Here is a 24696-nt window from a genome sequence, read left to right as displayed (position 1 = left end):
CGTCGCGGGCCTCACCGTAGCCTGACCCCATGGATGAGATGCACCATGGATGAGATGCACCGTGGATGAGATGCCCGGCGACCACAGCCCCTCCCGCCCCGCCCGGTCCGTGCGTGTCCTGCTCGCCGAGGACCAGGGCATGCTGCGGGGCGCGCTCGCGCTGCTGCTCGGGATGGAGCCGGACATGGAGGTCGTCGCGCAGGTCGGGACGGGGGACGCCATCGTCGGTGAGGCCCTGGCGACCCGGCCCGACGTGGCGCTGCTCGACATCGAACTGCCGGGGCGCAGCGGGCTGGACGCGGCGGCGGATCTGCGCGAGGAGTGCCCGGAGTGCCGGGTGCTGATCCTGACGACGTTCGGGCGGCCCGGGTATCTGCGGCGGGCGATGGAGGCGGGCGCGGCGGGGTTCCTCGTCAAGGACGGGCCGGTGGAGGACTTGGCGCGGGCGATCCGGCGGGTGCTGGCCGGTGAGACGGTGATCGATCCGGTGCTGGCCGCCGCCGCGCTGAGCGCGGGACCGAATCCGCTGACGGCCCGTGAGTGCGATGTCCTGAAAGCGTCGGTGGACGGGGCGACGGTCGCGGACATCGCGGGCCGACTCGCCCTGTCCGAGTCGACGGTCCGCAACTATCTGTCGTCGGCGATCGGCAAGACGAGCACTCGCAACCGGATGGAGGCGGTACGGGAGGCGCGTCAGCGGGGCTGGCTCTGACCGTCCCTGGGGCGGTCCCGGAGGTGGGGCGCGGCGGGTTTCTTCGGGAGCCACACGGCCATCAGCACCACGCCGACGAGGAGGATGGCGGCGCCCCAGCGGAACGCCAGCGCGTAGCCCTCGGTCAGGGACACCGGGTCGGTGCCGCCGCCGGTGCGGGACGCGGCGACTGTCGACAGGACCGCGAGTCCGAGGGCGCCGCCGAGGGTGCGGGAGGTGTTGACCAGGCCGGAGACGAGGCCCGCGTCGCCCGGCTCTGCGCCCGATGTGGCGAGCGAGGCGAGCGGGGTCGCGGCGAGTCCGGCGCCGAGCATCATCAGGATGCCGGGCAGCATGATCGCGGTGACGTACGTGCCGTGCGGGCCCATCGTGGACTGCCAGCCGAAGCCGATCACGGCGACGAGGGTGCCGCCGGCCGCGACGTTCCGCGCGCCGAAGCGGCGCATGAGGCGGGGCGCGATTTTGGAGCCGATGACGACGCTCAACGAGGAGGGGATGAGGGCGAGTCCGGCGCCGAGCGGGGTGTAGCCGAGGACGTTCTGCGCGTACAGCGTCATGAAGAACCACATGGAGAACATGCCGCCGCCGCAGAGGAACATCGCGACATTCGCCGAGGCGACCGACCGTCGGCGGAACAAGTTGAGCGGCATCAGCGGGGCCTTCGTCCGGGCCTCGACGGCGAGGAAGACGCCGAGCAGCGCGAGGCCCGCGCACAGCGGTACGAGGGTCGCGGCCGATGTCCAGCCCGACGCCTCCGTCTGCACGATGCCGTACGCGAGGGTCGCCGCGCCCGCCGTCACCAGGACGGCGCCCGGCAGGTCGAGACGGCGGGCGCCCCCGGCGCGGCTCTCGGGTATCCAGCGGGCGGCGGCGGCCAGGACGAGGGCGCCGATCGGTACGTTGATGAGCAGGACCCAGCGCCAGGACAGACCGTCCGTGAGGACCCCGCCGACCAGACCGCCCGCCGCGCCGCCGCCCGCGCCGACCGCCGTCCAGGTCGCTATCGCCCGTGCGCGGGCCGCGCCTTCGGGCACCGCCGAGGTGAGGATCGTGAGGGTGGACGGCGCGAGGACGGCGGCGCCGAGCCCCTGGACGGCCCGCGCGGCGAGCAACTGCCAGCCCTCCTGGGCGAGTCCGCCGACGAGCGACGCCAACGTGAACAGGCCGAGCCCGAGGAGAAACATCCGCTTACGCCCGAACAGGTCGCCCGCGCGCCCGCCGAGCAGCATGAACCCGGCGAAGGCGATCGAGTACGCGTTGACGACCCACTGGAGCCCGGTACCGCTCAGGGCGAGGTCGCTGCGCATGGACGGCAGCGCGACATTCACGACGGAGACGTCGAGAACGACGAGGAACTGACCGGCGCAGGCGGTGGCGACCAGGAGCCAGGTTTTCGGGGCGGGGCGGGCGGGGCGGGATGCGGTACGGGGGTGGGCGCGGGAGTCGGTGCCGGTGCCGGTGCCGGTACGGGAGTCGGTGCCGGTGCCGGCGCCTTCGTCGGAGGGGGTCCGGAGCATGGGTGTAATACTCCCAGGCCCGGTTGACCTGTTGCACGAGCATTTCGGGGCAGTTGTTCGGGTCCCAGGACCCACGTACACCCATGCGCTACCCGTGCCTTTTCCCGCGTGTTCACCTTTGCCGTAATTGGTGCTTATGTACTTTTTCAATTTGAGGCGGAGCCTCCGTCACCGCGATTTCGAGGAGCGAAGTTGAGTCAGTACTGGCACGGCGGCCCGGACGGCATCGCATGGTTCCCCAACGGGAAGAACCTCGCGTTCACCGACGCGGACGAGCGGATCAACCCGGCCCTGACCGCCCACTCGCGCAAGATGGACCAGGGCGTGTTCAAAATCGGGGAGAACGCGTTCCAGGCGTACGGGTTCGCGCTGACCAGCCCGACCATGGTCGTCGGACCCACCGGTGCCATGGTCATCGACCCGCCCGAGGACGCCGGGAAGGCGCGGAACTGCCTGGCCGCCTTTCGTGAGTACACCGATGCCGAGATCGTCGCCGTGATGTACAGCCACTGGCATCCCGACCACTATGCGGGCGTGCGCGGCTTCGTCGACGAGGCGGACGTCGACTCGGGCAAGGTCAGGATCATCGCGCACCGCACGTTCATGTCGAACGTGAACGCCAGCTCGTCCGGCGGTGACGGCCCGATCATCGGGTTCCGCGTCGACTACTCACTCGGAACGCTTCTGGACGTCGGCCCCGAAGGCCGTATCAACGGCGGCCTCGGGCCCGATTTCGAGATCCGCGAGATGACGCTCATCCCGCCGACCGATCTGGTCGACAACGAACTCGACCTGGAGCTGGGCGGGCTGAAGGTCCACTTCAAGTGGGTGCCCAGCGAGGCGGCCGACGAGATCGTCGCCTGGTTCCCGCAGCTCGGCATCCTGCACTCCGCCGAGACACTGCAGGGAGAGTCCTTCCCGAACCTCCACTCCATCCGGGGTACGAAGTACCGCGATCCGCAGGTGTGGTTCCGCGGCCTGGACACGATGCGCGACTACCCGGCGGCCTACCTGGTCCCCTCCCACGGCCGGCCCGTCGCCGGTGCGGCCGAGGTCGCCGCGACCATCACCGCGTACCGCGACGCGATCCAGTACGTCTACGACCAGACACTGCGCCACATGAACAAGGGGCTGCTGCCGCACGAACTCGTCGAGGCCGTCCAACTGCCCGAACACCTCGCCGCCCACCCCTGGCTGGGAGACTTCTACGGCGGTGTCCAGCACTCCGTCCGCCAGATCTACGTCGGCCAGCTCGGATGGTTCGAGGGCGACCCGACGTTCCTCCAGCCGCTGCACCGCACCGAAGCGTCCCGACGGCTGATCGGCCTCATGGGCGGCCCCGAGAACGTACGGGCCGCCGCGGCAGCGGCCACCCGGGCCGGCGACCACCAGTGGTCCGCGGAACTGCTCACCCACCTCATCCGCGTCGACAACAACGACACCGCCGCACGCCTCGCCAAAGCCGAGAACCTCCGCCACATCGGCTACACCCTCACCAACAACAACTGGCGAAACTGGTACATGACCTCCGCTCAGGAGCTGGACGGCACCCTCGACCACTCCAAAGCCATCGACCTGCAAGCCCCCGACCTGGTCAAGGTGTTCCCCGTCCGCGACATCCTCGAAGGGCTCCGCGTCCGACTCGACCCGCGGAAGGCGGCGGACACCGAAACCGCCATGGGCGTCACCATCACCGGAGAAGGCGACTACTCGCTGACGCTGCGCCGCGGCGTCCTCGAATTCCTCCAGACCACACCCGACTCCCCCGACATCGCCCTGGAACTGACACACGCCGCCCTGCTCGGACTCCTCGCCCCGACGGCGCGCTCAGGGGCGGACTCCCCCGTCCCCGCAACCCCCCTCGACAAGCTCCTCGCGGGAATCGGCGACGGGTCCGTCACCCTCACCACCGGCACCGCCGACGATGTCCGGGAATTCTTCTCCCACTTCGACCCTCCGGCCACGGACCCGGCACCCATCACGGTGAAATGACCGCTGCGGGCCGGTCCGCCCTGGTCCAGGACGGCGACCGAGGCGAACCAGGCAGGGTCGTCTTCGACGGTCCGGCTGGTGACGAAGGTGTTGTTCCGGTAGGCCGGAGGGAGGGACAGAACGGAGTTCAGGGCGTCACGAGCACCGTCCACGTCTCCGTTGTACAGGCCGCCGACGAGATCCCGGAGGGCGGGCTCAGCGGCGGTCGCTAAGGAAGTCGCGGGCGCGTGCGTCGAGTTCGGCGGCGCATCGTAGTCCGCGGGTGCGGAAGGGGGACAGGTCGCGGCGCATGTTCCGTACGGCCCTGCGGGTCCGCCCGGACTTCACGCCGTCCATGTGGTCGATCGCCCGGCCCCAGGTAGCGCATGCCTGCTCGATGCTGCCGTCGGCGGCCTGCATTTCGGCTTGGGCGACCAGGTCAAGGGCGACGATCCGCGCGTAGGTTCCCGGCGGCCGGCTCGATGCCGCCGCCCCGTACATCGCCGCTGCCCGGCGCCGGTCCCCGAGCGTTTCGAAGACCTTCGCGCTCCGGCTGTGAACGGTGGCGGCGGGCGGCCCCCACGACAGCGCCCAGAACGGCACGTCATCACCCTTCGCCGCGCCGAGGGCGGTGCGGGCGCGCTCGACCTCCCGTACCGCCTCCGTCCGCCGGCCCGCCTTGGCGAGGGCGTGCGCGTGGGTGACGGCGAACAGCGCCTCGGTCTGCGCGTCGACCCGCCCGTGGACCTTGTCGACCGCGCTCGCTGCCAGGTCCAGGCAGTGCTCCGGGCGATGCAGTTTCATGCCCTGCTGCGACATGGTCCTCATGACGAACGCGTCGTGACCGGTGATCCCGGACTCACGAGCCAGCGCAAATGACTGCAAATAGTACCTTTGAGTAAGTCCCTGTTCCCCGCCGTCATACGCCCGCCAGCCGGCCTGGTGAACACCGACAGCGGCGGCGGACAGCATGTGGCGGTGGTCGGTGTCGGAGCTGAACCGCCCCCGGCACAGGGCCGCGACGTCCGTCATCAGGTACTGCACCAGTGCGGAGCGGCCGTGCCGACCGCCGTGGCGTTCGTCCATCACCGCGAACATTCCGATCATGTCGCGTACTGCGGCGGCGTCCGCGTGCCCGACGATCGCGCCGGTCCGGGCCTTGGCCGCGCGGGAGGCGATATCGGTGACGTGCTCCAGCGGCAGAACTGCGGCGGCCACCGAGTAGGCGGCGCCGGACAGGAAGCGTCGGCGGTCCAAATCGCCCCTCCAGATGGGCAGTAGGGCGTCGATCGGGTCCCTTCCAAGGGACAGGCCCACGGTGTCATCCTCTGCCTCGTTCGGGCTGGGCAGACCGATTCCCGACCGTGATACCCGTTGACCTCCCCGTCACCGTACCGACCAGGGGCCGCCGCCGGTTGACTGGTCGTCATGCTCGGCATCAGAGCGGACCGGATGTTTCGGAGCCACCGAACTCCATGCGACCCTCGGTGCGGGCCGAACGCCTCATGCCGCCCTGGCACACCGCCGAGTGAGTGCAGCCCCAGGAATTGACCGCCCCTTCGAGGAGCCCGGCGTGGACGACCTGCCTGACGCCCACTTTCGTGACCTGATCCACCCGCACACCGGCACCGTCACCCACGTACACATCCCCGACCGGGGGTTCAGCGCCGACTACGCCGCCGTCATCACCGGCGAGGCCGGGCGCTTCTTCGTGAAGGCCATGTTCAACGAGCCCGGGGGCCGGCTCGACTCCCTCCACCGCGAACAGGTCATCAATCCCTACGTACGGGCGGTGGCTCCGCGCCTGCTCTGGAGCGTGGACGGCGACGAGGCCGGTTGGGTCATCCTCGGATTCGAGGCGGTCACCGCGCGGTCCTCACGCTTCGAGTCGGGCTCGCCCGATCTCCCCGCGATCACCGACGCCCTCAACCGCGTGGGGGAAATCGCCCTCCCTGGCGTGGCCGCGCACTGGGCCGAGGACCGATGGGACAGCTTCGCCACCGACACTGAAGCAGCACTGCTGAAGGGGGATGCCCTGCTGCACACGGACATCGCCCCCAGCAACATCATGATCGGCGCCGAGGAGCGCACCTGGGTCGTGGACTGGTCATGGCCCACCCACGGCGCGGCGATGATCGACCCCGCGATCCTGGTCGTGCAGCTCATCTCCGCCGGACACAGCCCGGCAGCCGCCGAGACCTGGGCCGCGCGCTGCCGGGCCTGGACCGAGGCCGACCCCAAGGCCATCGACGCATTCGCTGCCGCCAACGCCCGCCTGATCCGGGCCCACGCCGAGCGATACTCCGACGCGACGTGGATGATGTCCCTGGCCGAATCAGCTCAGGCGTGGGCGGGGCACCGGGGCCGTTTCGTGGAGTAGGTGGCAGCCGCGAGGACCGGTTGTCTTCGTGCCTGTGGCCTCCATGACTTGGCGTGCGTCCCCGGCTTCAGAGGGGAAGCCGCCAGCTCGGTCCCGTCGGGGAGCCGATCCATACTGTCTGTTCGTAGGGGGTGGCGGTCATTCCGAACTCGGTGAGGTCGGGCGCTCCTGCCTTCTGCCAGGCGGCGAGGGCGTCTTCGACCTGGTCCCAGAGGCGGAGCGGCCCGTGCTGGTGCACCGTCGCCCCCTCGCCGTCGGATTCGGTCCATACCTGTGAGCCGGTGGCTACGTCGCGGAGGACGATGCCGGACTCAATGGTCATGAACTCGGCTGAGGGAGCGGCGAGTTGGGCGACGAATGCTCCCGCCCACTCCTTCAGGAGGCCGGGGGCCTGGCGCGTGCTGCGGGTGTCTCCGTCGAGTAGGAAGACCCTTGGGGACGGGGGCCGTTCGTGGGGGCGGGCCAGCATGTAGGAGATGGTGTCGCCGTTGAACCGGCCGTGGGCGGTTCCCTCGTCGTCCAGGACGAGGTGGATCAGTCCGGCGGCGAGCATCCAGCCGCTGATGGTGGTGGTGATCGATCCGCCGTCGTTCAGTTGCCAGAACCATGAGGGTGGGATGGCCCGTACGGAGCAGGTGGCGATGATGGCGTCGTAGTCGGCGTGCTCCGTGCAGCCCTGGAGGCCGTCTCCGACGGCGAGCGTCGGTGTGTGTCCGGCGTCGTGGAGGTGCGCGGCGGCGCGCGCCGCGACGCCGGGGTCGTACTCGATGCTGACGACGTTTCCGGCTCCGAGTCGTTGGCAGAGTACGGCGGTGGAGTAGCCCGTACCGGTGCCCACCTCAAGTACTTTCTGGCCTGGCTGGAGTTGGGCTACCTGGGCGGTGCGCACGACGAGGGAGGGGAGGGTGGTGGAGGAGGTGGGGCTGCCGGAGACGGGGCCGGTGGCGTCGGCGGCGTCCCGCCCGTCGATCTGGGTGACCCAGGTCTGGTCCGAGTAGACCATCCGAAGCCATTCGTCCTGCCCGACCTCGGCCCGGCGTACGGGCTCCCACGCGCGTCCGGTGAGTCGGAAGGCGGCATCGCCGAGGAACAGTTCGCGCGGGACGGCTGCGACGGCGTCGTGCCAGGCGGGGTCGAGTGTGGGGTTGGCGGCGGCGATCTCCTCGGCCAGGGCTTGGCGGAGCGAGGTGGGGTCAGCGGGCACGGTGCTCTCCTGCGTGCTGGAGCTGGTCGGCGACGGCGGTGACGATCCTGCCGGTGATCGGTTCGGGGAACCAGGCGAACTGCCCGTTCGGGTTGCACTCGTACAGCCAGATCCGGCCATCGCGTTCCACACCGAAGTCGAAGGCTCCGAAGACGAGCCCGAAGGCTTTGAGGTAGTCGCGGATGGTCTTGGCCAGGTGCGGCGGTGTGTCGATGAGCGTGTAGTCCAGGGCGTCGTAGTGGCGTCGCCAGTCCAGGCCCGGGGAACCTTCGATCCGTACCGTGAACACCTGCTCGCCTACGGCCGTCACCCGTAGGTCGGCGACGGATCGCACCCGCTTCTGGAACAGGTGCATGGTCTGGGTGACGCCTGCGTTCAGGTCGGCGGGATCGACTTCTTCGACCCATACCGTCAGCGCCCGGCCGTCGGCATTCAGGTAGTCCGTGCTGCGCAGCGGCTTGTAGACGACGGGGCCGTGGTGGCGGACGAACTCGCGCGCGGCGGTCTCGTCGTTCGTGAGGAGGGTCGGCGGGATGTCGAAGCCGCAGCGTGCCGCGGTGGCGAGTTGGGCGGGCTTGTACTCGGCGTTCCGGTTCCGCCAGGGGTGGTTGACGTAGTGCGCGCCGGGGAGGGAGGCGAGGATGCCGCCGAGTCCGTAGCGGGCCTCTTCCCGGCACCAGTGGGCGTCCTGGTCTCCCAGCCCGGGTGGAGCTGTGTAGGGGCGCGGTCGGCGCCAGTACACGGATCGAGCCCTGCTGAGGTCCATGACACGGGATCGGGTCCGCGCGCTCCCCTGCATCCCGTCCTCATCCAGGCGGGCCGCGACGGTGATGTCTGTGGGGAAGTCGCCGGGATCCAGGCGCACGACCGGAACCTGTCGGCGGTTCAATTCCTCGATGACCGAATCGGCGGTTACGTCATCGACCTGCGAGACGACGAGAACGGGGCGGCCGATGTCAATCCGTGTCGCTGTTCTGGTCGCTTCCCTCATCTTTGTTGCCGTCCAGACTTGTCTTGGTCTTGGTCTCTTTGCACGTCTGGGACCTCTTGTGCTTACCCGTGAGGGGCACGTCCAGACCGTCCGGGCCGACCCATCGGCCGGTCTGCGTCGCGAGGTCGAGGACGACCTCCGCATCCGGACAGGGGGCTGCCTCGGGGTAGGGCCTCATGCGGGTGGCACCCCACGGCGCCGTCGTCTCGCTCGTCGTCTCGCTCACTTCAGCCTCCCGTCGCTTCTGACTTTCGGCGCACAGTGTGTCGCCCTGCTTGAACACCCTCGTGGTAGCGCGAACGCCGCGTCCGGTCACTGCTGGCTTGGGGACCACTCCCGGTCGAGGATCGCGTGCACCACGGAGTCCCGCCACGCGCCGTTCTTCTGGATGTGTTCGCGGATGATGCCCTCGCGGACCATGCCGGCAGCGGTCATGGTGCGGTCGGAGGCCGTGTTCTCCGGGGATCGGGCGCCCCACACCCGGTGGAGGTTCAGTTCCTCGAAGGCGAGTCCGCAGAGGAGTCGTACGGTTTCCAGGCCGTACCCCACGCCCCAGGACGCGGGGCGCAGTGCGAAGCCGATGGTCGCGGCACGCTGCTGGTGCGGGTCGATGGCCAGCCGGGCGACCCCCATCGTCTCGCCCGTACTCGTCTCGACCACGGCGAGCGAGTATTCGCTGCGCGGCGTGGCCTGGGCGGACGCGATGACCCGAACCGCCATGTCCTCCACCTCGGCCTTGCCGCGAGGTTCGAACGAGAGGTGTCGCGTCGCCTCGGGGCTGCTGTAGATCGCGTACACGGGGTCCACGTCGTTGAGGCTCAGTTCACGGAGTACGAGACGGCGGCTGGAGCGCATGACCGGATACACGCGGCGCACCCTACTCGCCCCCTAGGCCCGGCTTCCGGGCAGGAGGACCGGTCGCCGAGGTGGGAAGGCCGCGATCTCCTCGCGTACGCTCCCACCTCTTTTGGTACGTCTGCACGACAGCGGCCCGCTTCCCCGGATATGAGCTGAGGGAATCGGGCCACTGTCGTGATGGGGCTCCCTTCGTTTTGAGGGGAAGCCGGTCAGTGGTCGGTGTCGCTGGGCCTCACGAGACCGACGAATGACGACCAGGCGGCGGCCGGTACGACGAGTGCGGGGCCGTTCTTGTTCTTGGAGTCACGGATGCCGACCTGGTCGGCAAGATCAGCGACTTCTACGCAACTGCCGCCCGTGTCATTGCTGTACGACGACTTGAACCAGGCGGACTCGGGGGCCACTTCGAGGGCAGTGATGTTGGTGTTGATGGCTACGTCCACTCTCGTGTCAGTTGTTGCAGGAACCCGGGCGTTCGAGCCGGGGGCAGGGCGCTGTCGCGCATGGCGTCGAAGCGGCGGACGTTCCGTTGGACCTCCAGCCGCTCGTCAGTGACGCTGATCGTGTTGGGCATGTCGACCTGCACTACAGGGTTGAGGGTTTCGGAGAAGTCGAGGATCGTGAAGTTGCTCTCCGTGCGATACGTCACGACGTCGTGCGGCAGGATCTGGATGGTCACGTTGTCCAGCTCGCCCAGCATCACGATCTCCTCGTACTGGGCGCGCATTACTTCGGGGCCGCCGACCATCCGTCGGACGGCTGCCTCGTCCATGACGACGCGCAGTTCCACCGGGTCCACAGAGCGAGTGATCAGCTCCTTCCGCTCCAGCCGAAGCCGAACGTTCTGCTCGACATACTCGGTCGTTGTCTCGTCGACCGGCTTGGCGATCAGATACAGCGCCTTCGTATAGCCCTGGGTCTGGAGCAGGCCATGCACGAAAGCGGGCTGCCAGACGCGCATCACCGTGGCGTCCTGTTCCAACCCGCGATACGTCGGCATTCTCGACGGCATGTACGCCTTGTACGGCGTCCACGGCTCCTTGCTCAGGGACTCCCGGTGCAACTGGAGCAGGGTTTCCAGGTCCCCCTTCGGGAGGCCCGGATCGAGATGGTCGATGAGTGCTTCGAGGTCGCTTACGCGTGGCAGATCGTTCGCGCCGATCTCCACGCGCGCGAGTTTCGTGTGCGAGAAGCCCAACACATTCGCCACCTCCAAAAGCGTCTCGCCCTTCTTCTCTCGGAGTTTGCGTAACTCCTTGCCCAGTTCCCTGCGCCGGAAGGTCGCTCCGCGCTTCGCTGCCATTGCGTAACCCTTTCCCCAGATCTGTCGGTGCTCAACGTGCTTCGTGTCCGGTGCCATTGCGGGCCGTGATCCTCTTCGCGACACCCCCTGTGTGCTCTCGCTCACCCCGTGCCTGTGGTCGGGCATGTGCCAGTTTGGCCGACATCCCCATTTCGCTTGCACAGTAAATCGCCCATGCAGCACGGTAGTTGAGCGAGCAGCTCGTGTGCACATTTCACGAAAACTCATGAGAGTGCGCCCTCGAATCCGTGTGCGGTCCTGTCCTCAGTAGGGGGCAGCCCAGAAAACTCCGGAGACCAGGGCCGCACCCACGCCCCTCCGCACTCCGCCACCTGGGAGGCACCGATGAGCCGCACCCCAGCCGTCGTTCCGCCGGCCGCAGAACCGAAGACGCCAACATCGCGCGGCTTCGAGGTAGCCATGGCACCGCACCGGGTCGGCATCGCCCAGATACGCCGTATCGCCGTCGCACACCTGCGGCTGTGGTCCGTACCCGCCCCGCTGACCGAAGACGTACGGCTCGTCGTCTCCGAGTTGGTCACCAACTCCGTCGAGCACGGCCACGGAACCGTCGTCCTGCGCATTCGGCACACCGGCACCCAACTCCGCGTCGAGGTCACCGACGAGAACCCGGCCCCCGCCCAGCTTCAGGACGCCGACGACGAAGACCTCTGCGGTCGGGGCCTGTTCCTCGTCGCCGCGCTGGCCGACACGTGGGGTGTCAGTGACGACGGCCGCACCACCTGGGCCGCCTTCGCCTTAACCGGCGGGACGTGACGACGGCCGTCATGCACGAGTCCCCACGGCCGAGCGACGACTTCTCCGACGACGACGCCACAGCCGGCAGGCTCCTCCTCGGCCTGCTCCGCTCCCTCGCCGCCGAGGCCGTCACCGATGAGCTGTACGACGACCTGGAAACCGTTCTCGGCGAGTACGCCGTCCCCGCCTCCCCCGCCGAAGGCGCGGCCATCGCCAACCGGCTGAGGCAGACGGCCACCAAGCTCACCTACGTCGTCCCCCGCCTCATCAAGTCGTATCCCATGGCCCAACAGCGCCTCGCAATAGACCAGTTGCGCACCGCGATCAATCTCAGCAACCAGCACCCCGCACCGGAAAACTCCCACGGCCACCTCGTCCGCTTCGCAAGCTCCCTCCTCACCCTCCTCGACCACCTGGGAGACGCCGCCGCATGACACGCCCTCCCCTCAGCCGCACACCCACCAACCGCACCTACCGAGAGCGCAACTGACCATGTCCCACCTCTGGACCACCCACCGCATCCGCCGCAAAACCCACGAACCCCACACCCTCCTCGACATCCTCATGAACGGCGACCCGCCACCCGCCACCCCCAAGCCCCGGCGCCGCCGCAAACACCCCGCACTCATCCACGTACTCGCCACCTGCCTCAGCACCGCCTCCTTACTCGCCGCCGTCATCACGGCCCACACCACCCAAGGCCGGTGACAGAGCGATGGAGCACGTGCGACTCGACACCGCGGCGCTCCGGCGCGCGAACGACGACCCGGCCTACATGACCGCCCTGGCCAACCGCCTCATCGCGACGGGCCAAGCCGTCCCACCCTGCGCCCGGCACGACTACCGGCTCACCCCTGCACAACACTCCGCCGCGCTCGGCATCGACGGCGGACCACACGCGGACAACCACCTCACCGCCGGTTCCTGGTGCCCCTTACGCCCCCATCACCCCGGCCCCCACCACGCCCTCCTCCGCTACCTCGGCGGCGACACAGCCGTGTGGATCAAGTGGCTCGGCCCCCGCCGGAGCGAGCTGGTCACCCTCTCCGACTGCGCCCGCTCCCCGACCCCCGACGACGCCTGCCCCCTCTTCACGGGCCACCCCGGAATCTGCCCCACCCCTAAAGCCACCTGATCCCAGAAGCCCCCACTTTCAACTCTCTCAGTACAAAGTATGGACGTCATCGGTAGAAGTACCTATGGTCTCGGACCAAGTTGACTGTGGCGGCGCGAGAACCGCCGTGCGAGCCGCCCCCTGACCCGCGTGCCAGGAGGAACCATGGACCACAGCTCACTCCGCAGCTCACTCCGCCGATGGCGCAGATCACTGATCGGTCTGATCGCCGCCTCGTTCATCGTCAGCGGACTCTCGGCGTCCCCGTCCGCCGCCGCCGACCCGTCCGCCGCAGCCACCACTACCGGCCGGGCCGCCGAAGACAACCACGCCGCCCGCGACCTGCCCCCGCAGGAACCCGGCGTCACCCTGCGCGTCTACGACGTACAGGTACCCCTCGACAAGATCTGCGCGCTCAAGCCGGGGCAGACCCCGAACGTCGACAAGCTGATGCCCACCATCGACTGGTCGTCGCCCGACGACTTCGGCGGTTTCAGCGACTACTTCGCGTCCGAGGTGATCGGCAACATCACCGTGCCCGATGACGGTGAGTACACCTTCCGGCTGACCAGCGACGACGGTTCCCGGCTGCTGATCGACGGGCAACTCGTCATCGACCACGACGGATTGCACGGCGCCGACCCGAAGGACGGCACCGTCACCCTGACGGCGGGCGTCCACGCCCTCCGCATCGACCACTTCGAACGCACCGGCGGCCAGCAGATCACGCTCGCCTGGAAGCCGCCGGGCGCCGCCGACTTCGCCGTCGTCCCGAACTCCGTACTCAGCACGGACGCCGACGTGGTCCGCGTGACGGCGCCGGGCCGCAAGGAGTGCGAGGGTGTCAACGACTCGCCGGGCGACGGGCTGCCGCTGCGGGACGTGCACCCGAACTTCTCGCTGACCGATCTGCGGCCCAAGGGCTTCGAGCCGCAGGTCACGGCGATGGACTGGCTGCCCGACGGGCGGCTGGCCGTGGCGACCTGGGGCGGCACCGACAACAAGCTCGGTGAGGTGTACGTCCTCAGCGGTGTCACGGGCAGTACCGGCCCGGAGAAGGTGAAGGCCAAGAAGGTGGCCGAGGGGCTGAAGGAGCCCATGGGCATCAAGTACGTGGACGGCTCGCTGTACGTGTCGCAGAAACACGAGCTGACCCAGCTCCAGGATCTCGACAAGGACGGCGTCACCGACAAGTACAAGACGGTCGCCACCTGGCCGTTCGGCGGCAACTTCCACGAGTTCGCGTTCGGCCTGCTCTACCGCGACGGGTACTTCTATCTGAACCTGTCGGTCGCCATCAACTACGGCGGCGCCACGACGGATCCGCAGCCCGCGAAGGACCGGGGCTCCACGATCAAGGTCAACAAGAAGACCGGCAAGGTCTCATGGATCGCCGGCGGCCTGCGCACCCCCAACGGCATCGGCTGGGGCCCGGACGGCGACCTGTTCGTCCTCGACAACCAGGGCGGCTGGCTGCCCTCGTCGAAGCTGCTCCAGATCAAGCAGGGCCGCTTCTTCAACCACTACACGAACCCGGCGGGCCCGTTCGACTCCGCCCCGGTCACCAAGCCGGTGCTGTGGCTTCCGCAGAACGAGATCGCCAACTCGCCCAGCACGCCACTGATGTTGAAGAAGGGACCGTTCGCCGGGCAGATGGTGTTCGGTGACGTGACGTACGGCGGTCTCCAGCGCGCCTACCTGGAGAAGGTCAAGGGCGACTACCAGGGCGCGGTGTTCCGGATGACGCAGGGCCTGGAGGCCGGGGTCAACCGCATCAGCATGGGCCCGGACGGCGCGATCTACGCCGGCGGTCTCGGCGCGGGCGGCAACTGGGGCCAGGAAGGCAAGCTGAACTACGGCCTCCAGAAGCTGACGCCGAACGGCAAGAACGCCTTCGACATCAAGGCGATGCGCGCGAAGCCGGGCGGTTTCGAGCTGGAGTACACACAGCCGCTCTCCGAGGAGACGGCGAAGGACCTCGCCGAGCACTACAAGGTCGAGCAGTGGCACTACACGCCGACCCCCTCCTACGGCGGCCCCAAGGTCGGCGAGGAGAACTTGAAGGTCAGCTCGGCGAAGCTGTCGCGCGACGGCAAGAAGGTCACGCTCGCCATCGACGGGCTGAAGGCCAACCGGGTGGTGCACGTCCGCTCGCCGCGCCCGTTCAGCGCGCAGAACGGCGAGACGCTGTGGAGCACCGAAGCCTGGTACACGCTGAACTCCCTGCCGGGCAAGCAGGCGACCCCGACCCAGTACGAGGCCGAGGAGGCCACACTCACCGGCGGCGCCGGGCTCGGCACCGACCACTCGGGCTACTCGGGCGGCGGCTTCGTCGACAAGTTCGGCACCAAGGGCGCGGCGGCCACCTTCGCCGTGGACGTCGACAAGGCGAGCACGTACGACCTGGGCCTGCGCTACTCCAACGGACCGAACCCCTTCACCGGGGACAAGACCGTGAGCGTCTACGTCAACGGCACCCGCGTCAAACAGACGACGCTGCCCTCCACCGGCACCTGGGACGCGTGGGCGACCGGGACGGAGTCGCTGCCGCTGCGCAAGGGCACCAACTCCGTCATGTACAAGGTCGACAACGACGACACCGGTCACGTCAACCTCGACCTCCTCACCGTGCACGCCAAGGGCAGCCGTATCGCCCTCTTCGACGGGACGGGTCAGGACCAGTGGCAGCACACGGACGGCCGGGCGGTGCAATGGCCGTCGGCCGGCGGGGAGATGGAGGTCTGCTGCGGAGACATCCGTACGAAGCAGAGCTTCCGCGACTTCAAGCTGCACGTCGAGTTCAAGCTGCCCCTGCTGCCCGATGACGTGACGGGCCAGGACCGCGCCAACAGCGGCGTCTATCTCCAGGACCGCTACGAGATCCAGGTCCTGGATTCGTACGGGGTCCCGAAGCTCGCCAACAACGAAGCGGCGGCGATCTACCTCAAGAAGGCCGCCGACTCGAACGCCGCGACGGCACCGGAGACGTGGCAGACGTACGAGATCACCTTCCGCGCGGCACGGTACGACTCCGCCGGGAAGAAAACGGAGGACGCCCGGGTGACGGTGAAGTGGAACGGCGTCGTCGTGCACGACAACGTCGCCGTGGACGGGCCGACCGGTGGCGGCGCCCCCGAGCTGACGTCCACCGGCCCCATCCGCCTCCAGGACCACGGGAGCAAGGTCCGTTACCGGAACATCTGGATCGAGCCGACGGCGTAGGAGCGTCTTCGCAGTCGAGTCGTAACGGTTGGGCGCGGCGACCGTCTCCCGGGCTTCCGGGCGGCGGTCGCCGTCGTGGTCGAGGGACTACTTACGCAGCACGGTCACCACCGCCGCGCCCCCCAACCCGATGTTGTGGGCCAGGCCCACCCTCGCGCCGGGCACCTGCCGCTCACCCGCCTCGCCCCTCAACTGCCAGGCCAGCTCCGCCACTTGGGCGATCCCGGTGGCCCCGAGCGGGTGCCCCTTGGAGATCAGACCGCCGGACGGATTGACCACCCACCGGCCGCCGTACGTCGTGGCGCCCGACTCGACCAGCTTGCCGGACTCGCCGGCCCCGCACATGCCCAGGGCCTCATAGGTGAGGAGTTCGTTGATCGAGAAGCAGTCGTGGAGTTCGACCACGTCCACGTCCTCGATACCGAGGCCCGACGCCTCGTACGCCTGACGGGCCGCCTCGCGGGACATCGGCTGTCCGACGACGTCGATGCAGGAGCCAGACGCGAAGGACTCGTCGGTGTCCGTCGTCATGGTCTGCGCGACGATCTCCACCGCCCGGTCTTCGAGGCCCCGCTCCCGTACGAACCGTTCCGACACGACGACGGCCGCCGCCGCGCCGTCCGACGTCGGCGAGCACTGGAGCTTGGTCAGCGGCCGGTGGACGGTCTTCGCCGCCAGGATCTCGTCGACCGTGTACGGGTCGCGGAACTGGGCGTTCGGATTGTGCACCGAGTGGCGGTGGTTCTTGGCGCCGACGGCGGCGAGCTGCGCCTCGGTCGTGCCGTACCGCTCCATGTGTTCGCGGGCCGCGTCGCCGAAGATCTGCGCGGTCGGCGGGGACATCTCGAAGCCGTGCCGGGCGGCCATGATCCCGTAGTGCCGGGCGACCGGTGACGTCGAGAAGTCGCCGCCGTCCGCGCCGCCGCCGAGCGCGCCGCGCGTCATCTTCTCGAACCCGAGCGCGAGAACGCAGTCGCTGACCCCGCCCTCCACGAACTGCCGGGCGAGCATCAGGGCCGTCGAGCCCGTGGCGCAGTTGTTGTTGACGTTGTAGACGGGGACGCCGGTGAGACCGAGCCCGTACACGGCGCGCTGTCCGGCCGTGGACGCCTGGAAGCAGTACCCGACCGGCACCTGCTGCACGTCCTCGTAGCCGATGCCCGCGTCGGCGAGCGCCTTGGTGCCCGCCTCCTCGGCCATGTCCCAGTACTGCCAGTCCCGCGTCTCGGGCTTCTCGAACCGGGTCATCCCGACCCCGACGACATACGCCTTCATGGTGTGGCCTCCCTGGCCTGATACGTGGCCTGCTACTTGGCCTGATACATGGCCTGGTCCCGGGGCAGTCCCAGGATCCGTTCCGCGACGACGTTCAACTGCACCTGCGTGGTGCCGCCCGCGATGGTGAGGCAGCGGGAGAGGAGGAAGCCGTGCACGGCCCGCTCCCCCGCGCCCTCGCGCACCGCGCCTGCCGGGCCGAGGAGTTCGAGCGCGAGGTCGGCGACCCGCTGCTGGTGCGCGGTCTGCACGAGCTTGCGTACGGAGGCGCCCGCGCCGGGCTCCAGGCCCGACACCTGGAGCACGGTGGTCCGCAGCCCGATACAGGCGAGCGCGTGCGCCTCGGCGGCGAGCGCGCCGATCCGCGCCCGGTACGCGTCGTCAAGGTCCGGCGCCCGCCCGACCAGCGCCTCGATGCCCGTGTCGAACGTCAACTGGTCGGCCATGTGGACGCGTTCGTTGCCGAGCGTGTTCCGCGCGACCCGCCAGCCGCCGCCGACCTCGCCGACGACCGCGTCCGCCGGGAGCACGACATCGTCGAACCAGACCTCGTTGAAGAGGGATTCCCCGGTGATCTCCTTGAGCGGCCGGATGTCGATGCCCTCGGCGGATTTCATGTCCACGACGAAGTAGGTAAGGGCCTGATGGCGCGGCGCGTCGGGGTCCGTGCGGGCGAGGAGGACGCCGTGGTCGGCCCGGGTCGCTGCCGATGTCCACACCTTCTGCCCGTTCACCCGCCAGCGCCCGTCGGGCAGGCGTTCGGCGCGGGTGCGCAGCGACGCCAGATCGGATCCGGCGCCGGGCTCCGAGAACAACTGGCACCAGAGCAGTTCGCCGCGCAGCGTCGGCGGCAGATACCGCTCCCGCTGCTCGGGAGTGCCGTGGGCGAGGAGCGAGGGAACGACCCAGGTGGCGATCCCGAGATCACCGAGCCGTACGCCGGCCGCCCTCAACTCCTCCTGGACGGCGAGCTGTTGGACCGGGTTCGCGCCCAGGCCGTAGGGCGCGGGGAGGTGGGGGGCCGCGTAGCCGGTGGGGGCGAGGGCGCGGCGGGCCTCTGCGGGGCCGAGTCCACGGGCGCCCTCGATCACGGTACGGGCGGCCCTGCGGTACGCGGCTGCCTCAGCGGGAAGTTCCAGGCGCAGTTCGCGCCGGGCGCCGCCCTCCGCGAACCGGACCGCGCGCAGCCGGTGCGCGTCGCCGGGTCCGAGGAGCTGCCGGGCCACCAGTGCCCGGCGCAGATACAGATGCGCGTCGTGCTCCCAGGTGAAGCCGATGCCGCCGAGGATCTGGACGCAGTCCTTGGCGCAGGACAGGGCGGCGTCGAGGGCGGTGGCGGCGGCGAGGGCGGCGACGAGACCGCGCGGCGCCGCGCTCTCGGGGGCCGGTCCATCGGCGGCGCGTGCCGCGTCCCACGCGAGCGCCCGCGCCTGCTCAAGCCGGACCAGCATGTCCGCGCAGAGATGCTTCACCGCCTGGAACCGCCCGATCGGCCCCCCGAACTGTTCCCGTACCTTGGCGTGTTCGGTGGCCGTCTCCAGACACCACGCGGCCGTCCCGCACGCGTCCGCCGCGAGCACCACACACGCCAGGTCTGCCACGAGGGCGGGGTCCACGGCAAGGACACGGTCGTCCGGTACGAAGGTGCCGGTGGCGGTGGTCTCGGCGGTGGGGCGGGTGGGGTCGGCGCTGTCGTGCACCCGGACCTCGACGCCGTCCGCCGCTCCATGGACGTCGACCGCGCACCAGACCACCGTTCCGTCCGGTGCCGTGGCGCCGAGGACGAGCAGATCCGCGTCGCCGCCGGAGAGGACGGGCGGGGCGGTGCCGTCGAGTACGTAGCCGCCGGGCGCGGGGGTCGCGGTCAGGTCGCCGGGTCCGAGGGCGACGGCACCGATGCGCCGCCCGGACGCGAGATCGGCCGCTTCTCCGGCGCGGGCCGCGTTCAGGACGGCCGCCGCGAGCGCGTTCGCGACGAACGGGCCCGGCAGCGCGCGATACGCGGCCTCCTCCACGACCACCGCGAGGTCGACAAGACCGCCGCCCCCGCCGCCGCACTCCTCCGGCAGATGCGGGGCGAGCAGCCCCTGGTCGGCGAGTACGTCCCAGTGCGCGGGACGGGCACCGGTGCCCGGTGGGGCGTCGAGGAGTTTCCGTATCTCCTCCGGCGGCACGGTCCGCGCGAGGAGGCCGCGTACGGCCTCGGCCAGTTCCCGCTGCTCCTGTGTGATCCCGATCCCCATGCCGCGCAGACTAGAACACGTTCCATTCTGACGGAAGGTCAGATGTCGATGAGATCGTTGCCTGAGTAAACAAGAAGTCAAGTGTCCTGTAGCTCTGGACCCTGCAAAGGTCAGCGTGACTCTGCATCCGATCTCGCAATGGTCGGGCGTGGTCTCACATGCGGATCCACGAGGGACCCTCACCCTCACCACCTCCCTCATCTCAACCGGTATCCGTGACCTCGAAACCCTCCCGCGCGTGAGGCTTCAACCTGCACGGGCAGCCCATGTCAGTCCTTCCTGGCACGATGCCTGGACGTCACACGAGAAGGAGAGAACATGGGAACCTGGGACGTCGGGCCCTTCGATAACGACACCGCGGGGGACTGGTGCGACGCCCTCGATGCGGCGACCACAGCCACACGCAAGGGCATCATCCGCAACACGCTCGCCCGCGTGATCGACACGACCGGATACCTCGACGCGAGTGTCTCTGAAGAAGCCGTTGCCGCAGCTGGCTTGGTCGCCGCGCAATGCCCCGGCGGCGAACCGGCCGACCCCGACTACGGGCCGGAGCAGCCTCTGCCCGACCTCACAGGTCTGCGCGCGCTCGCCTTCCAGGCGCTCGACCGGGTCATGACCGAACCGTCCGAGCTAATGGCCCTCTGGGCCAAGTCAGACGGCGAGCCCTGGCAAGAAACGATCAACCAGCTCCGGGCCACGCTCCAGCCCCAGCCTCCGGAGGCTCAGCTAAACCTGAGCTGAGCCAGCCAACGACACGCTGCTTGTTCCCCGACCTGAAGGTTCACATGAGCTGGGATGTCCTCCTCCTTCACCTGCCCGACAACGTCACTTCGGTGCAAGAAATCCCCGGTGACTATGCACCGCCGTCGCTCGGCCGCCAGCAGGACGTTCTATCCGCCGTGAAGCACGCCACCCCCGAAGTCGATCTCTCCGACCCGACATGGGGTGAACTCCTCGGGCCCACCTGGTCCATAGAACTCAACATTGGTTCGGAGGACCCCGTGGACTCGATCATGCTCCACATCCGCGGCTCTGGCGACGACGTACTCGCCCCCGTCCTCAGCCTCGCAGCTGCCCTGGGTTGCAAGGCTCTGGACTGCTCGCAAGGAGACCTGCTTACTCCTCAGGACTCGTCCGGCTGGCACACCTTCCAGGAGTTCCGCGACCGCGTGATCGACCCGTCACGCTGATCGCAGCAAGCTGGTCGACGGCCCCGAAAATGCAAAGTTGATCTGCCCAGTTCCGGGCTGGCCAGACCCACACCTTTCTCCACCTCCCAGCTCAGCGCACGGTCAAGATGCAGCTCGAATCGCGACCAGACATCAAGTCTTGCGTCGTACAACGTTCATGGGAATAGCAGCCCGGTACGGAAGGGTTCACCCTGCACGTACCCCTCTCTCCCCGCCCGGAGGCCGCACGCGATGCCGCAGACGACGGATTCGTCCGCCCTACCCGCCCTACCCCCCGATCCTGACCGCACCCGGAGCCCCGGGCGCGGTCTCGTTCCGGTTCTCGCCTTCGCGGGCATCGTCGTCGCGGTCATGCAGACCCTGCTCGTCCCCGTCATCAAGGACCTGCCGGAGCTGCTGAGCACCACCCCGTCCAACGCCACCTGGGTCATGACGTCGACCCTGCTCGCGGGCGCCGTCTCCACGCCGATCATGGGCCGCCTCGGCGACCTGTACGGCAAGCGCAGGATGCTGCTGAGCAGCCTGGCTGTGATGGTGGTCGGCTCGCTGACAGCCGGGTTCACCAGCGATCTTCTGGTGATGATCACCGGGCGGGCGCTCCAGGGCTTCGCGATGGGCGCGATACCCCTCGGTATCGGCCTGATGCGGGACGCGCTGCCGCGCGAGAAGCTCGGCTCGGCGATGGCCCTGATGAGTTCGTCCATCGGCGTCGGCGGCGGTCTCGCGCTGCCCGCCGCCGCACTGATCGCACAGCACCTCGACTGGCACGCCCTGTTCTTCTCGTCCGCCGTCCTCGGCGTGATCTCGATCCTCCTGACGCTGCGGGTCGTACCGGAGTCCCCGCTGCGCGCCCCCGGCCGCTTCGACCTCCCCGGCGCGCTGGGCCTCTCGGCCGGTCTGGTGCTGCTCCTGCTACCGGTCACCAAGGGCAGCGACTGGGGCTGGGGGGCGCCGCTCACGCTCGGCCTGTTCGGCGCGGCCGTCGCCGTACTGCTCGGCTGGGGCGTGATGGAGCTGCGCGTGAAGGCCCCGCTGGTGGACCTGCGGACCAGCGCCCGCCGCGAGGTCCTGCTCACCAACCTCGCCTCGGTCATGGTCGGCGTCGCCTTCTACGCCGTCTCGCTGGTCCTCCCCCAACTCCTCCAGCTCCCCGCGTCGACCGGCTACGGACTCGGCCAGTCGATGGTGGTCGCGGGCCTGTGCGTGGCGCCGCTGGGCCTGACGATGATGCTCATGGCCCCGGTGTACGGGCGCCTCTCGTCCACGTACGGCCCGAAGGTCACGCTGATCCTCGGCATGCTGATCATCGCGATCGGCTACGGCGCCGGGATCGGCATGATGACCGCCGTCTGGCACACCGTCGTGATCTCGGTGGTCCTGGGCGCGGGCATCGGTCTGGCGTACTCCTCGCTGCCCGCGCTGATCATCGGCGCGGTCGACCCGTCCGAGACGGGCGCGGCGAACGGTCTGAACACGCTGATGCGGTCGATCGGTACGTCCGTGTCGAGCGCCGTGATCGGTATGGTCCTGGCCCGCACCGCGACCCAAGTGGGACCGGTCGCGGTGCCGACGCTGCACGGTTTCCGGCTGTCGTTCCTGATCGCCACGGGTGCGGTCATGGGCGGGCTGGTGTTCGCGGCGTTCCTTCCGTCGCGGCGGAAGACGGCGGCGGCACGGGGCGCGGCGGTGCGGAACACGGTGGCGACGACGGGTGAGGCGACCAGTGTCGAGGTGACCCGTTTCGAGGGGCCGGGGTGCCCCGGGTTCCGGGGCCGGGTGCTGGACGCGGCGGGGCTGCCGGTGGCCCGCGCGAAGATCACCCTGATCGACCGCCGGGGCCGCCAGGCGGGCGCGACCCTCTCGGACGAGGCGGGGCGCTACGCGCTGGCGGTGCCGGCGGGCGGTGCCTACGTCCTCGCGGCGACGGCCCCCGGCCACGCACCGCTGGCCCGCGCGGCGACGTCCCTGACGCCGGAGGATTCGGTCGAAATGGATCTGCGGCTGCCGATGGGGGTGCCGATGGGGGTACCGGACGCGGCGGCGGCGCCTCGGGCGAACGCGACCTGATCGGGCGCTGCTCCCTCTTCTTGGGGCTTCTGGGGGCGGCGGGCGGGCACAACCCCGGTGCCGGGTCACCGGACCCCGTACGGAACGATGATCGTATGGACCGTATGAGCACCGAGTCCCTGTCGCCCGAGTCCCCGTCGCCCGAATCGCTGTCGTCCGGGTCCCCCTCGCCCGAGGTGCTGGACGCCTTCCGCGCGGCCAAGGGTTTCCTCCCCGAGCACGAGGGGCTGGCGCTGTACCGCGCGGCGCTCGACGCCGGCCGCCTCGGTCTTCCGCTCCTTGAGGTCGGCACGTACTGCGGCCGGTCCACGATCCTGCTCGCCGACGCGGCCCGCGCGACCGGCGCCACGGCGGTCACCGTCGACCACCACCGCGGCAGCGAGGAGCAGCAGCCGGGCTGGGAGTTCCACGACCCGGAGGTGGTGGACCCCGAGGTGGTCGACCCGGACACGGGCGCGCCGCTGATGGACACGCTGCCCACCTTCCGCCGGACCCTGCACCGCGCGGGCCTGGAGGACCACGTCGTCGCGGTCGTCGGCCGGTCCCCGCAGGTCGCCCGTGTCTGGGGCGGCCCGCTCGGCCTGGTCTTCATCGACGGCGGCCACACCGACGAGCACGCCACGGCGGACTACGAGGGCTGGGTGCCGCACCTCGCGGACGGCGGTCTGCTCGCGATCCACGACGTGTTCCCCGACCCGGTGGACGAATTCACCGGCCAGGCCCCCTACCGCGTCTACCTCCGGGCGCTGGCGTCGGGCGCCTTCACGGAGCTATCCGTGACCGACTCCCTGCGCGTCCTGCGCCGAACCGCCCCCGGCGCCTGACCCCCCGGTTAGAGTCGCTGTCGTGTCGTACGCAGGTCCGGAATTCGAGCCCACCCCGCAGCCGAGCCGCTCCCGTGGGCGTACCGCCTTGGTCGCGGTCGCCACACTGGTGCCCACGGCCCTCGTCGCCTGGCTGATCTGGACGGTGGTGGGCAGCGCGTCCGACGGGGGCGGGCCCGCGCGCTCGCTGCCCGAGACGCAGGGCTCGACCACGTCGGCGGCGGCCGACCCGACGCCGACGAGGTCCGCCACCCAGAGCGAGAGCGCCACCGACGGCAGCAAGGACGACACCAAGCCGGGCGGCAGCAAGCCGGGCAGCGGCAAGCCCTCGGCGTCGGCGCCCGCCGCGAACGGCCCGCTCAAGGGCAAGGTCGTCGTCATCGACCCGGGGCACAACCCGGGGAACTTCCAGCACACGACCGAGATCAACCGCCAGGTCGACATCGGGACGAACCGCAAGGAGTGCGACACCACGGGCACGTCGACCAACGGCGGTTACACCGAGGCGGAGTTCACGCTCGACGTCTCGCGCAAGCTGCGGACGCTGCTCGAACAGCAGGGCGCCACGGTCACGTTGGTGCAGAACGGCGACCGGCCCTGGGGTCCCTGTGTGGACGAGCGGGCCCGGATCGGCAACACGGCGAAGGCCGACGCGGTGGTGTCGGTGCACGCCGACGGTTCGGCCGCGGGCAACCGGGGCTTCCATGTGATCCTGCCCGCCCTGGTGAAGGGCGGCGACGCAGACACGTCCCCGATCGTCGCGCCTTCACGCGCTCTCGGTGAGCGCATCGCGGGCAACTTCGTACGCGCGACCGGCAGCGCGCCGTCCAACTACGTCGGCGACGGCACCGGTCTCGACGTCCGCAGCGATCTCGGCGGTCTCAACCTGTCGAAGGTGCCGAAGGTGTTCATCGAGTGCGGCAACATGCGGGACGCGAAGGACGCGGCGCTGTTGACCGACGGCGCGTGGCGGCAGCGCGCGGCGCAGGGTATTTCTGAGGGAATCGTGAGTTTCCTGCGAGGGTGACCTTGCGCGCCCTTGACCTGGCAGACACCCCCGCCA

General features: G+C 69.5%; 23 protein-coding genes. 13 read left to right on the top strand and 10 right to left on the bottom strand.

The window, feature by feature from the left end; translation table 11 throughout:
• Nucleotides 1–70: 70 nt before the first annotated feature.
• Complete coding sequence (locus ACIQNU_RS05080; RefSeq protein ID WP_401362452.1) at nt 71–712, top strand: response regulator; 642 nt, start codon at nt 71–73, stop codon at nt 710–712.
• On the opposite strand, the gene ACIQNU_RS05075 is transcribed toward ACIQNU_RS05080, so the two are convergent.
• On the bottom strand, nt 694–2229 hold the full coding sequence (locus ACIQNU_RS05075; protein ID WP_401361007.1) for an MFS transporter: 1536 nt from the start codon (nt 2227–2229) through the stop codon (nt 694–696). The genes ACIQNU_RS05080 and ACIQNU_RS05075 overlap by 19 nt on opposite strands.
• Nucleotides 2230–2421: 192 nt before the next feature.
• On the opposite strand from ACIQNU_RS05075, the gene ACIQNU_RS05070 reads away from it, so the two are divergent.
• Entirely contained in the window at nt 2422–4221 is a 1800-nt protein-coding gene (locus ACIQNU_RS05070) for an alkyl sulfatase dimerization domain-containing protein (protein ID WP_401361005.1), read from the top strand.
• Nucleotides 4222–4416: 195 nt separating this feature from the next.
• Here the strand turns inward: ACIQNU_RS05070 and ACIQNU_RS05065 are convergent, their stop codons facing one another.
• Complete coding sequence (locus ACIQNU_RS05065; RefSeq protein ID WP_401361003.1) at nt 4417–5457, bottom strand: hypothetical protein; 1041 nt, start codon at nt 5455–5457, stop codon at nt 4417–4419.
• 316 nt (nt 5458–5773) lie between these two features.
• Here ACIQNU_RS05065 and ACIQNU_RS05060 point away from each other — a divergent pair, with 316 nt between their 5' ends.
• Entirely contained in the window at nt 5774–6580 is an 807-nt protein-coding gene (locus ACIQNU_RS05060) for a protein kinase (protein ID WP_401361001.1), read from the top strand.
• Nucleotides 6581–6647: 67 nt separating this feature from the next.
• Here ACIQNU_RS05060 and tgmC read toward each other — a convergent pair whose 3' ends face one another.
• The 6 genes from tgmC to ACIQNU_RS05030 form a co-directional block, all read right to left on the bottom strand.
• Nucleotides 6648–7784: an ATP-grasp peptide maturase system methyltransferase gene (gene tgmC, locus ACIQNU_RS05055; protein ID WP_401360999.1), complete on the bottom strand. Its 1137-nt coding sequence runs from the start codon at nt 7782–7784 to the stop codon at nt 6648–6650.
• On the bottom strand, nt 7774–8775 hold the full coding sequence (gene tgmB / locus ACIQNU_RS05050) for an ATP-grasp ribosomal peptide maturase (RefSeq protein WP_401360998.1): 1002 nt from the start codon (nt 8773–8775) through the stop codon (nt 7774–7776). The genes tgmC and tgmB overlap by 11 nt, the downstream gene beginning before the upstream one ends.
• The gene (locus ACIQNU_RS05045) at nt 8741–8953 is read right to left on the bottom strand and encodes a putative ATP-grasp-modified RiPP (RefSeq protein WP_401362449.1); all 213 of its coding nucleotides are present in this window, start codon (nt 8951–8953) and stop codon (nt 8741–8743) included. Before ACIQNU_RS05045 ends, tgmB begins: the two co-directional genes overlap by 35 nt.
• A gap of 134 nt (nt 8954–9087) precedes the next feature.
• Entirely contained in the window at nt 9088–9642 is a 555-nt protein-coding gene (locus ACIQNU_RS05040; RefSeq protein WP_401360996.1) for a GNAT family N-acetyltransferase, read from the bottom strand.
• Nucleotides 9643–9842: 200 nt separating this feature from the next.
• A complete protein-coding gene (locus ACIQNU_RS05035; RefSeq protein WP_401360994.1) occupies nt 9843–10076 on the bottom strand; it encodes a DUF397 domain-containing protein in 234 nt (77 codons plus the stop codon).
• Nucleotides 10067–10936, bottom strand: coding sequence for a helix-turn-helix domain-containing protein (locus ACIQNU_RS05030; protein WP_401360992.1), 870 nt, complete (start codon nt 10934–10936; stop codon nt 10067–10069). The genes ACIQNU_RS05035 and ACIQNU_RS05030 overlap by 10 nt, the downstream gene beginning before the upstream one ends.
• Nucleotides 10937–11281: 345 nt before the next feature.
• Between ACIQNU_RS05030 and ACIQNU_RS05025 the strand changes: the two genes are divergently transcribed.
• The 5 genes from ACIQNU_RS05025 (at nt 11282) to ACIQNU_RS05005 (ending at nt 16031) form a co-directional block, all read left to right on the top strand.
• Nucleotides 11282–11713 (top strand): ATP-binding protein, encoded by a 432-nt coding sequence (locus tag ACIQNU_RS05025; protein WP_401360990.1) that lies wholly within the window; start codon nt 11282–11284, stop codon nt 11711–11713.
• On the top strand, nt 11710–12129 hold the full coding sequence (locus ACIQNU_RS05020) for a DUF6415 family natural product biosynthesis protein (RefSeq protein WP_401360988.1): 420 nt from the start codon (nt 11710–11712) through the stop codon (nt 12127–12129). The genes ACIQNU_RS05025 and ACIQNU_RS05020 overlap by 4 nt, the downstream gene beginning before the upstream one ends.
• Before the next feature lie 58 nt (nt 12130–12187).
• A complete protein-coding gene (locus ACIQNU_RS05015; RefSeq protein WP_401360986.1) occupies nt 12188–12403 on the top strand; it encodes a hypothetical protein in 216 nt (71 codons plus the stop codon).
• 16 nt (nt 12404–12419) lie between these two features.
• A complete protein-coding gene (locus tag ACIQNU_RS05010) occupies nt 12420–12830 on the top strand; it encodes a hypothetical protein (RefSeq protein WP_401360984.1) in 411 nt (136 codons plus the stop codon).
• Between the two features lie 144 nt (nt 12831–12974).
• Nucleotides 12975–16031 carry a family 16 glycoside hydrolase gene (locus ACIQNU_RS05005; protein WP_401360982.1) on the top strand — a complete coding sequence of 1019 codons (3057 nt, stop codon included), beginning with the start codon at nt 12975–12977 and terminating at the stop codon, nt 16029–16031.
• Nucleotides 16032–16118: 87 nt separating this feature from the next.
• On the opposite strand, the gene ACIQNU_RS05000 is transcribed toward ACIQNU_RS05005, so the two are convergent.
• Together ACIQNU_RS05000 and ACIQNU_RS04995 are read right to left on the bottom strand one after the other, a co-directional pair.
• On the bottom strand, nt 16119–17306 hold the full coding sequence (locus ACIQNU_RS05000; protein ID WP_401360980.1) for a lipid-transfer protein: 1188 nt from the start codon (nt 17304–17306) through the stop codon (nt 16119–16121).
• 32 nt (nt 17307–17338) lie between these two features.
• The gene (locus ACIQNU_RS04995) at nt 17339–19549 is read right to left on the bottom strand and encodes an acyl-CoA dehydrogenase (RefSeq protein ID WP_401360978.1); all 2211 of its coding nucleotides are present in this window, start codon (nt 19547–19549) and stop codon (nt 17339–17341) included.
• 318 nt (nt 19550–19867) lie between these two features.
• Here ACIQNU_RS04995 and ACIQNU_RS04990 point away from each other — a divergent pair, with 318 nt between their 5' ends.
• The 5 genes from ACIQNU_RS04990 (at nt 19868) to ACIQNU_RS04970 (ending at nt 24660) form a co-directional block, all read left to right on the top strand.
• Nucleotides 19868–20293, top strand: coding sequence for a DUF4259 domain-containing protein (locus ACIQNU_RS04990; protein WP_401360976.1), 426 nt, complete (start codon nt 19868–19870; stop codon nt 20291–20293).
• Between the two features lie 44 nt (nt 20294–20337).
• Nucleotides 20338–20742: a hypothetical protein gene (locus ACIQNU_RS04985; protein ID WP_401360974.1), complete on the top strand. Its 405-nt coding sequence runs from the start codon at nt 20338–20340 to the stop codon at nt 20740–20742.
• Nucleotides 20743–20973: 231 nt separating this feature from the next.
• Nucleotides 20974–22809: an MFS transporter gene (locus tag ACIQNU_RS04980; protein WP_401360972.1), complete on the top strand. Its 1836-nt coding sequence runs from the start codon at nt 20974–20976 to the stop codon at nt 22807–22809.
• Nucleotides 22810–22913: 104 nt separating this feature from the next.
• Entirely contained in the window at nt 22914–23633 is a 720-nt protein-coding gene (locus tag ACIQNU_RS04975; protein WP_401362446.1) for a class I SAM-dependent methyltransferase, read from the top strand.
• Nucleotides 23634–23655: 22 nt separating this feature from the next.
• Nucleotides 23656–24660, top strand: a complete 1005-nt coding sequence (locus tag ACIQNU_RS04970) for an N-acetylmuramoyl-L-alanine amidase (RefSeq protein ID WP_401360970.1) — start codon at nt 23656–23658, stop codon at nt 24658–24660.
• The last annotated feature ends 36 nt before the right edge of the window (nt 24661–24696 follow it).

Source organism: Streptomyces sp. NPDC091292 (assembly GCF_044757265.1).
Lineage (GTDB): Bacteria > Actinomycetota > Actinomycetes > Streptomycetales > Streptomycetaceae > Streptomyces.
Note: the sequence above shows the minus strand (reverse complement) of the source record. Positions and strands in the feature narration are given on the sequence as shown.

Coding starts and splice junctions, on each gene's coding strand:
- ACIQNU_RS05015 (WP_401360986.1), top strand. CDS start 12,188: ATGTCCCACCTCTGGACCACCCACCGCATCCGCCGCAAAACCCACGAA.
- ACIQNU_RS04975 (WP_401362446.1), top strand. CDS start 22,914: ATGAGCACCGAGTCCCTGTCGCCCGAGTCCCCGTCGCCCGAATCGCTG.
- ACIQNU_RS05005 (WP_401360982.1), top strand. CDS start 12,975: ATGGACCACAGCTCACTCCGCAGCTCACTCCGCCGATGGCGCAGATCA.
- ACIQNU_RS04995 (WP_401360978.1), bottom strand. CDS start 19,549: ATGGGGATCGGGATCACACAGGAGCAGCGGGAACTGGCCGAGGCCGTA.
- ACIQNU_RS04980 (WP_401360972.1), top strand. CDS start 20,974: ATGCCGCAGACGACGGATTCGTCCGCCCTACCCGCCCTACCCCCCGAT.
- ACIQNU_RS05075 (WP_401361007.1), bottom strand. CDS start 2,229: ATGCTCCGGACCCCCTCCGACGAAGGCGCCGGCACCGGCACCGACTCC.
- ACIQNU_RS05080 (WP_401362452.1), top strand. CDS start 71: ATGCCCGGCGACCACAGCCCCTCCCGCCCCGCCCGGTCCGTGCGTGTC.
- ACIQNU_RS05000 (WP_401360980.1), bottom strand. CDS start 17,306: ATGAAGGCGTATGTCGTCGGGGTCGGGATGACCCGGTTCGAGAAGCCC.
- ACIQNU_RS04990 (WP_401360976.1), top strand. CDS start 19,868: ATGGGAACCTGGGACGTCGGGCCCTTCGATAACGACACCGCGGGGGAC.
- ACIQNU_RS05030 (WP_401360992.1), bottom strand. CDS start 10,936: ATGGCAGCGAAGCGCGGAGCGACCTTCCGGCGCAGGGAACTGGGCAAG.
- tgmB (WP_401360998.1), bottom strand. CDS start 8,775: ATGAGGGAAGCGACCAGAACAGCGACACGGATTGACATCGGCCGCCCC.
- ACIQNU_RS05025 (WP_401360990.1), top strand. CDS start 11,282: ATGAGCCGCACCCCAGCCGTCGTTCCGCCGGCCGCAGAACCGAAGACG.
- ACIQNU_RS04985 (WP_401360974.1), top strand. CDS start 20,338: ATGAGCTGGGATGTCCTCCTCCTTCACCTGCCCGACAACGTCACTTCG.
- ACIQNU_RS05045 (WP_401362449.1), bottom strand. CDS start 8,953: ATGAGGCCCTACCCCGAGGCAGCCCCCTGTCCGGATGCGGAGGTCGTC.